Source organism: Phenylobacterium sp. (genome assembly GCF_044236515.1).
GTDB lineage: Bacteria > Pseudomonadota > Alphaproteobacteria > Caulobacterales > Caulobacteraceae > Phenylobacterium.
In genome coordinates, this window is record NZ_JBIIGK010000148.1 from 1 (window position 1) to 7,256 (window position 7,256).

Below are 7,256 nucleotides of genomic sequence, written 5' to 3' on the forward strand. Positions count from 1 at the left end.
CCGCGCAGCTTGGCCATGAACTGGCCGAGCTTGCGCAGCATCGCGGGAAGATCCTTGGGGCCGATCACGATCAGCGCCACGATGGCGATGACCATGTATTCGGTGACGCCGACGTCAGGAAGCATTGCGCAGGCCTAAACGGACGCGCCGGCCGCGATCAAGCCGCGCCGGCGCCAGAACCCTGAAACAGGGACCATGGAAACTCGACGCGGGGATCAGCCGCGCGCGTCTTCCTTTTCACGCTCCTTGGGGAGCGGCTTGGCCGACACGTCGTCGCCGCCGTCCTCACCCTTCAGACCGTCCTTGAAGGCGCGGATGCCCTTGGCTGCGTCGCCCATGAGACCGGAAAGCTTGCCGCGGCCGCCAAACAGCAGCGCCACGACGACCAGCACGATCAGCCAGTGCCAGATGGAAAACGAGCCCATGACGGCCATACTCCCTAGGTGCGCGGCGCCCCCGGCCGCTTCACGTCTCGGCGGGTATATAGACGCTCTGGCGGGACAGCGCCAAGCGACGAGATATCAGGCCTCGTCCTGTTCTTCGCCGAGGAAGTCGATGTGGAACTGCGGCGTATCGCCCGCGTCCAGCGGATCCTCGTTCGGCGCGAGCTCGTCCGGGTTCGGCACGGCGAAATCGGCGGGTAAGTCGAGGCTGAGCAGACCGGCCGCCTTCATCTCGGCCGCGCCGGGCAGGTCGGCGAGGCTGGCGAGGCCGTAGTGCTCCAGGAAGGCCTCGGTGGTGCCGAAGGTCACGGGACGTCCCGGCGTGCGGCGGCGGCCGCGCATCCGCACCAGGCCGAGCTCGAGCAGCACGTCGAGCGTGCCCTTGCTGGCCTGCACGCCGCGCACCGCCTCGATCTCGGCGCGGGTGACAGGCTGGTGATAGGCGATGATCGCCAAGGTCTCCTGCGCCGCCTTGGACAGCCGCCGTGGCTCGTCGCGTTCCTCAGTCATCAGCCAGGCGAGGTCGGCCGAGGTCTGAAAGCGCCAGCGTCCGGCTACGCAGGCGAGTTCGACCCCTCGCCCCGCATAACGATCCTGCAAGGCCGCGATGGCGGTCGCGATGTCCGCGCCCTCCGGCAGCCGGCGGCCGAGGTCTTCCAGGCTCAGCGGCCCGGCGGCGGCGAACAGCAGGGCTTCGACCTCGCGCTCGGTGCGGGCAGGATCGAGGCTCATGCCCGCACCTCAAGCCGGCGCTTCAGGTAGATCTCGGCAAAGGCTTCGAGCTGCCGCGCCTCCAGCGCGCCCTCCTTGACCAGTTCCAGGCTGGCCGACAGCGTCGAGGCGACGAATGACGCGCGGCTCGGCCCATGGTCAACGGGACCGCTCGGCGCCACACCGGCGAGCGGTGTCCAGCGATCGAGGTCGGGCAGCATCCGGCGCAGGCGCTCGCGGGCGTCCTCCAGGGGATAGGCCACGGGTGCGCGGGGCGTGTAGCGTCGCGCGTCTTCCTTGCGACGCTGTTCGATGTAGGCGCTCATCAGGCTGTAGAGGTCGCCCTCCACCCGGCTCGACGGGATGACCTTGATGGCGTCCGGATCGCCGCGTCCGAAGACTTCGCGGCGCAGCTGTGGGCGCGCCTTCAACGCCTCGCCGGCCCGGCGCATGGCGTCGAGCTTGGCCAGGCGGAAGGCCAGCTGGGCCGCAACCTCCTCAGCCGGGGCTTCTTCTGCCTTGTGCTTCTCGGGCTTCGGCAGCAGCAGGCGGGACTTCAAATAGGCCAGCCAGGCGGCCATCACGAGATAGTCCGCCGCCAGGGAGAACCGCATGCGCCGGGCCTGCTGGACGAAGGCGAGATACTGCTCGGCAAGCTTCAGAATCGACAGCTGCATAAGGTCGACCTTCTGGCTTCGCGCCAGGGCCAGGAGCACGTGCAGCGGTCCTTCGTAGCCTTCCAGGTCGACGATCAGCGCCTCGCCGTCCTCGGCTGCCTGCCCCGCCGCGGCGAAGTCCAGGTTGGGCTGGAAGTCGCCGCTCATGCGTAGGCGCCTCCGAAGGCGGCGTCGAACCGCGCCCGCGCCTCGACCGCGTCTAAGGGCTCGGGGGCGCCCGGAATGCGGGCCAGAGCCGCTCTTGCCCGCTCTGCGGCGCGACCAGACAACCGGGACGTCCCCGCCATCACCTGGACCATCTCGTCCATATCGCCGTTGCAGTGCAGGACGACGTCGCAGCCGGCCGCCAGAGAGGCCCGCGCCCGCTCCGCGAAGTCGCCGCTCAACGCCTTCATCGACAGGTCGTCACTCATGACCAGGCCGTCGAAGCCGATGGCGCCGCGGATCACGCGGTCGAAGGCGATCTTTGAGGTGGTGGCCGGCAGCGCCCCGTCGATGTCCGCGTAGATGACGTGCGCGGTCATCGCCATCGGCATGTCCGACAGAGCCCGGAATGGCGCGAAGTCGCGGGCCTCGAGATCCTCGAAGCTGGTCTCGACCACCGGGAGCTCCAGGTGACTGTCCGCCTTGGCGCGACCGTGGCCGGGGATGTGCTTGACGATGGGCAGGACGCGGCCGGCGATCAGCCCCTCGCAGGCCGCGCGTCCGAGCAGGGCGACCTGCTCGGGGGTGTCGCCGTAGGCTCGGTCGCCGATGATCTCGTGACCCTGCGGATCTGGGACGTCGAGAACCGGCACGCAGTCGACGTTGATGCCGACCGCGGCCAGGTCGTGCGCCAGCAAACGGGCGCCGAGCCGGGTGACCTCGCGCCGGATCGCCGGATCGAGTTCGCCGTAAGCGCGGCCCGGCGGATAGAGCCGCCAGTGTGGCGGCGTCAGCCGAGCCACGCGGCCGCCCTCCTGGTCGATTAGGATCGGCGTGTCCGGCCGCCCCACAGTCTCGCGAAGCGCGTCTGTCAGGCGACGCACCTGGTCGGGGGTCTCGACGTTGCGCGCGAAGAGGATGAAGCCCCATGGGTCGACGTCGCGGAAGAACGCCCGCTCCTCGGCGTCGAGAGCCGGGCCCCGGCAGCCCAGGATGGCCGCGGCGCAACTCACCGGACGAAGCAGCTCTTCCCGGCCGCTTTCAGCCGGTTGCAGAAGGCGGTCGCCTGGGCCCGGTCGGCGAAGCCGGTGACCGCGGTGCGGTAGAGGACCGACCCGTTGCGTTCAATCCGCTCCACGCTCTTGCCGCGGCCCGGGCCGCCGCCGGCGGCCGCAATGGCTTCGTTCCAGGCCTTGTCAGCGAGCACGGTCGAGGAGACGGCGCCGATCTGCACCACCGCCCCGCCAGCGGGCGTCGGCGTCGGGGACGGCTTCGGGGCGGCGACCGCAGTCGGCTTCGGGGCGGCGACAGGGGCCGGCGCTGCGGCCACCGGAGCAGCAGGGGCCGGACGGACCGCGGGCGGCTGAGCGGCGGGCAAGGCCGGGCGCAGCGCCGGTTGCGCCGCCGGAGCGGCAGGGGCCGCCGGCGGGGCCACGACCACGGTGGGCGGCGGCGGGCCGGGCTGCGGCCGCGGCTGGGGCTGCTCCGGAGGCGGGGCGAACTGCGGCGCGGCTTCGGTCAGTTCGCCGCCTTCCGAGCGGTAGATCTGCAGACCCGCCGCGGGATCCTGCGGCTGCGCCTCGGCGGGCGCCTGCGCCTTCATCTCGGCGACCGGGGCGCCGACCGTCTGCGGCGCCTGCCCCGCCTCGCGCACGCCGGAGCGGTAGAAAACCACGATGGCCAGGACCAGCCCGATCAGGACAAGCGCCGAGACGATCAGGCTGATCGGCAACGGCCGACGGGCGCCGGCCGGCTGGCGCGCGTCGAAGGACAGCGGCGCGTCTTGGGTCGGTGGCGTATAGGCGCCGCGTTCGTGGTCGGACATCGGGAAGCTCCGCGGGAACTGATCGATACGCAGGCGCGAATCGCACGTCGGCCCCAGTCTATCGGAGCCTGCGGCCGGCTTAACTGCGTCACCGCGCCGTTTCTGTGGCGACCTCGGGAAAGCGGGCTTCCGCGACGTCTCTGGGCCATCGACCTTGGGACCCACCCACGGTAGCATCATAGCGTAGTTTCCCGCAGGTCGCGTATGCCCATCGAAAGCGTCCGCCCGGACACCGTTCTTGCCCTGCAATCCGAACCCGCCGGCCGGGTGGTCATCAAGGGCGAGGCCACGACCCTGAGGATCGGCGCCGGCTCGATCGTCAACGCGATGATCTGGGTGATGCCCGAGGCGCGCAACACGACGATCGAGATCGGCGAGAGCTGTGTCATTAACGGCATGATCCGTATCGTGCGTGGCGACGGCGGACTGATCCGGATCGGCGACCGCACCACGTTCAACGACGTCGGCCTGTCGCAGCATGAGGCCGGCCGGATGATCTTCGGCCGCAACAACATGCTGTCGGCGGAGATCCGTATGGACGTCTCAGACATGCATCCGATCTACGACCGCTATTCCGGCGATCGGCTGAACCCAGCGAAGGATATCCACCTGGAGGACGACGTCTGGGTCGGCGTCGGCGCGCGGTTGCTGAAAGGCGCATACATCGGGCGCGGCAGCATCATCGGCGCGGGGTCGACCGTGACGGGAAAAATTCCGCCGCACGTGCTGGCGGTCGGATCGCCCGCCCGGGTGATCCGCGAGGACATCGCCTGGCTGCGCGAGTTCGACCAGCCGTTCGAGGCGGAACCGCGGCCGAAGCCGCGATTGGAAGTGGAGGCGCCCCGGCGTCGTTGGCTGGCGCGGTTCGGCTAGCTTAGCACGTCGAGGTGGAAGAGCTTGCGGTGCTCTTCGATGGCGAACCGGTCGGTCATGGCGGCGATGTAGTCGCAGACCACCCGCGCCCGGCCGGCCTCGTCACGGGCGCTGGCCTTTTGCCCCAGCTCATGCGGCAGGACGTCGGGCTCGCTCATGAACAGCTGGAACATCTCAGCCAGGATGCGACGCGCCTGGCTGCGCGTGCGGTTGACCTTCCAGTGACGGTACATGCGCTCCATCAGGAAGGCGCGCAGGGCCGACAGGTCCTCGACCATGTCAGGCGAGAAGCCGACCACGGCGTGATCGAGGTTCCGAACATCCTCGGCGCTTTTCACCCCGCCGATCTCGGCGCGGCGGCGTGTCTCGATCATCACATCGTCGACCATCGCCCCGATCATCCGCCGCACGGCCTCAAGCCGCAGAATGCGCTGGTCGCAGTGCGGATAGTCGGCCATCGCCGAGTGGACGTGCGGCCCGATCAGCGGCACATCGAGCAGTTCCTTGAGGAAGAACAGGCCCGCCTCGACGCCATCGTCCACATCGTGGTTGTTGTAGGCGATGTCGTCGGCAAGCGCCGCGACCTGGGCTTCGGCTGACGCCCAGGTGCCGAGACGCAGGTCGTAATCGGCGTCAAACTCGCCGATCGCCGCCCAGGACGGCTTGTCGAGTTTATCGGCGACGGGGCCGTTGTGCTTGATGACGCCCTCGAGCGTCTCCCACGTCAGGTTAAGACCGTCGAAGCGGGGGTAGCGCTGCTCCAGCCTGGTGACGACGCGGAAGGTCTGGACGTTGTGGTCGAACCCGCCGAACCCCTTCATCTGGACCTGCAACTCGTCCTCGCCGGCATGGCCGAACGGCGGGTGGCCCAGGTCGTGGGCGAGTGCGATGGTCTCGGCGAGGTCGGCGTCGAGGCCGAGCGCGCCGGCCACCGAGCGGGCGATCTGCGCCACCTCCAACGAGTGGGTCAAGCGGGTGCGGAAGTGGTCACCCTCGTGCGCCACGAAGACCTGTGTTTTCTCCTTCAGCCGGCGGAAGGCGGTAGAGTGAATGATGCGGTCGCGGTCGCGGGCGAAGGCCGTACGGGTGCGGCTCTCGGCCTCCGGAACCTTGCGGCCACGCGAGGCGGCGGGGTTCTCGGCGAACGCAGCGCGGGGAGGAAGATCGACGGCCATCGGCGCCTTCTGAAGCAAGGCCTCTTGGTCGAAGCCGCGGAGACCCTCATATAGGTCAAGCCCTGCGAACCTTTAACACCGATGACGACCAGCGAAGTTTCCCTCTCCGAAAGCGCCGCCCGCCGCATCCACGCCATCGGCCAGACCGAGGGGCGTCCGGTGATGCTGCGCGTCGCGGTCGAAGGCGGCGGCTGTTCCGGCTTCCAGTATCAGTTCGAACTTGTCGACGAGGCGCAGGACGACGACCTCAAGGTCGAGCGCGATGGCGCGGCGGCCCTGGTGGACGTCGTGTCGCTGGCCCTACTCAAGGGCTCTGAGATCGACTTCGTCGACGAGCTTGCGGGCGCCGAGTTCCGCATCCGCAACCCCAACGCCAAGTCGAGCTGCGGCTGCGGCGTCAGCTTCTCGATCTAGTCTTCCGGTCCGCCCGGGAAGAAATGGGCGTAGGGCTCGGCCCCTTCGAGCACCGCCTGCACCGACGGCCGCCTCGTTAGACGGGCGAGATAGGCGGAGAGATTCGGCCGCTCCGCGCCGATCGCCACGATACGGTCGGCATAATGCAACGCCGGGAACGCCGCGCAGTCGGCCAGGGTAACCCCCTCACCCACCGCCCATTCGCGTCCAGTCATGTGGCGCTCGGCCAGGTCGTAGAAGTCGGTGAGCTTGCGCTTGGTCTCGGCGACGCCGTAGCGGTCCGCGTTCCCCTCCGGCCGGAGCTTGTAGTCCACAAGCCGCTGGAGGTGCGTATGGCAGTAGAGGTCGAACATCCGGTCCCAGTGGCGGACCTGCGCCGCGCTTTCCGGCGGCAGGAGGAAGGTGTGGCGGCGGGCGAGGTGTTCGATGATCGTCGTGCTTTCGAACAGCACCTCATCGCCATCGACAAGCGCCGGCATCTTGCCGAGCGGCGACAGCTCAAGGAAGGCCTCGCGCTCGCCGATATTGCCGAGGTTCACGGTCTTGAAAGTGTAGGGCTCGCCGATCTCTTTCAGCGCGATCAGCGCCTTCCAGCAATAGGACGAGAGCGGGTGGCCGTGGAGAACGAGGGTCATGCGACGCGCCTTGAGCGGAAAGCCGAGCCTCTCTAAGCCTTGTCCCGCAAGGAGCCGTCAATGCGCATCGCCACCTGGAACGTGAACTCGGTCAACGCCCGTCTGGAAACGGTGGTGCGCTGGTTCGAGGAGGCGAAGCCGGATGTCGCTTGCCTGCAGGAGATCAAGTGCGTCGACGAAAAGTTCCCCGCCGAAGCCTTTGAACGGCTTGGCTATAACGTCCTCGTCCACGGCCAGAAGTCCTACAACGGCGTCGCCTTGCTTTCGAAGACGCCGCTGGAGGATATCCGCCGTGGGCTGCCCGGCGACGATGCGGACGAGCAGGCGCGGTACGTCGAGGCGGTGGTGTCAGGGCCGCG

Annotated in this window: 11 protein-coding genes; 3 read left to right on the forward strand and 8 right to left on the reverse strand. The window is 68.7% G+C overall.

Features of this window, described 5'->3' with window-relative positions; all coding sequences use genetic code 11:
* The 6 genes from ACILRF_RS13150 to ACILRF_RS13175 all read right to left on the reverse strand — a co-directional run.
* On the reverse strand, positions 1-125 hold a 125-nt coding region (locus tag ACILRF_RS13150; RefSeq protein ID WP_395673616.1), incomplete at its 3' end, for a twin-arginine translocase TatA/TatE family subunit.
* A 90-nt stretch (positions 126-215) separates the two neighbouring features.
* On the reverse strand, positions 216-425 hold the full coding sequence (locus ACILRF_RS13155) for a twin-arginine translocase TatA/TatE family subunit (RefSeq protein WP_395673618.1): 210 nt from the start codon (positions 423-425) through the stop codon (positions 216-218).
* Positions 426-521: 96 nt separating this feature from the next.
* A complete protein-coding gene (scpB, locus tag ACILRF_RS13160; RefSeq protein WP_395673598.1) occupies positions 522-1,175 on the reverse strand; it encodes an SMC-Scp complex subunit ScpB in 654 nt (217 codons plus the stop codon).
* Entirely contained in the window at positions 1,172-1,978 is an 807-nt protein-coding gene (locus ACILRF_RS13165) for a segregation and condensation protein A (RefSeq protein ID WP_395673600.1), read from the reverse strand. The genes scpB and ACILRF_RS13165 overlap by 4 nt, the downstream gene beginning before the upstream one ends.
* Positions 1,975-2,988, reverse strand: a complete 1,014-nt coding sequence (nagZ, locus tag ACILRF_RS13170) for a beta-N-acetylhexosaminidase (protein ID WP_395673602.1) — start codon at positions 2,986-2,988, stop codon at positions 1,975-1,977. The genes ACILRF_RS13165 and nagZ overlap by 4 nt, the downstream gene beginning before the upstream one ends.
* Positions 2,985-3,800: an SPOR domain-containing protein gene (locus tag ACILRF_RS13175; protein ID WP_395673604.1), complete on the reverse strand. Its 816-nt coding sequence runs from the start codon at positions 3,798-3,800 to the stop codon at positions 2,985-2,987. The genes nagZ and ACILRF_RS13175 overlap by 4 nt, the downstream gene beginning before the upstream one ends.
* Before the next feature lie 204 nt (positions 3,801-4,004).
* Here ACILRF_RS13175 and ACILRF_RS13180 point away from each other — a divergent pair, with 204 nt between their 5' ends.
* On the forward strand, positions 4,005-4,673 hold the full coding sequence (locus ACILRF_RS13180; RefSeq protein WP_395673606.1) for an acyltransferase: 669 nt from the start codon (positions 4,005-4,007) through the stop codon (positions 4,671-4,673).
* On the opposite strand, the gene ACILRF_RS13185 is transcribed toward ACILRF_RS13180, so the two are convergent.
* Positions 4,670-5,848 carry a deoxyguanosinetriphosphate triphosphohydrolase gene (locus ACILRF_RS13185; protein ID WP_395673608.1) on the reverse strand — a complete coding sequence of 393 codons (1,179 nt, stop codon included), beginning with the start codon at positions 5,846-5,848 and terminating at the stop codon, positions 4,670-4,672. The two genes, ACILRF_RS13180 and ACILRF_RS13185, sit on opposite strands and share 4 nt — an antisense overlap.
* A gap of 81 nt (positions 5,849-5,929) precedes the next feature.
* Between ACILRF_RS13185 and erpA the strand changes: the two genes are divergently transcribed.
* Positions 5,930-6,262: an iron-sulfur cluster insertion protein ErpA gene (gene erpA, locus ACILRF_RS13190; protein WP_395673610.1), complete on the forward strand. Its 333-nt coding sequence runs from the start codon at positions 5,930-5,932 to the stop codon at positions 6,260-6,262.
* Here erpA and ACILRF_RS13195 read toward each other — a convergent pair.
* Positions 6,259-6,897, reverse strand: coding sequence for a glutathione S-transferase family protein (locus tag ACILRF_RS13195; protein WP_395673612.1), 639 nt, complete (start codon positions 6,895-6,897; stop codon positions 6,259-6,261). The two genes, erpA and ACILRF_RS13195, sit on opposite strands and share 4 nt — an antisense overlap.
* A 60-nt stretch (positions 6,898-6,957) precedes the next feature.
* Between ACILRF_RS13195 and ACILRF_RS13200 the strand changes: the two genes are divergently transcribed.
* A partial coding sequence (locus ACILRF_RS13200; RefSeq protein WP_395673614.1) for an exodeoxyribonuclease III occupies positions 6,958-7,256 on the forward strand: 299 nt, incomplete at its 3' end.